Raw genomic sequence first — 550 nt, forward strand, 5'->3', positions numbered from 1 at the left:
CCGCACGCTCTTCCAGCGTCGTGGTCGTCTCGTCGTCGAGCTCGTCGCGGACGGCTGCAACGGTCTCGCCGGTGTCGCCAGCGGCGGCGTGAAGGACGAGACTGTCGCTCCCGATTTCGCGCTCACCGACCCAGGCGAACTCGTAAATATCCGTCTCTCCGAGGCTGCGGCAGATGGTCTCGGCGATTTCCGCGCGAGACGTTGCTCCGACGAGTTCTGTGAGGATTTCCGAAAGCACGGTTTCGATGACGGCCGTCCGCTTGTGCTCGATCCGCAGTTTCTCGACCGACTGCTCGTGGCGTTTCCGCTCCGTCACATCTTCGACGTAGATGGCGACCCCGTCGTCAGTAGACGCGACGGAGACGCCGAGCCAGCGTTCCAACTCGGGATAGTACTCCTCAAAGGACGTTTCCGTAATGGAACTCCCCTCGAATGCGAGCAGCAGCGAATCCTCGACGGACCGGGGGAACACCTCGGCGAGTGGGGCACCGACTACGTCTCCCGCGGCACCGATGCGCGACCGCGCGACCTCGTTGATATCGTTCACGGT

1 pseudogene is annotated in these 550 nt (G+C 63.3%); it reads right to left on the reverse strand.

Annotation, left to right across the window (positions count from 1 at the left end):
• Window positions 1–550 (reverse strand): annotated as a pseudogene (locus C5B91_RS21375) (histidine kinase); the annotation flags it as partial.

The organism is Haloferax sp. Atlit-10N (genome assembly GCF_003586325.1).
In the GTDB taxonomy this organism is placed as follows: Archaea; Halobacteriota; Halobacteria; order Halobacteriales; family Haloferacaceae; genus Haloferax; species Haloferax prahovense.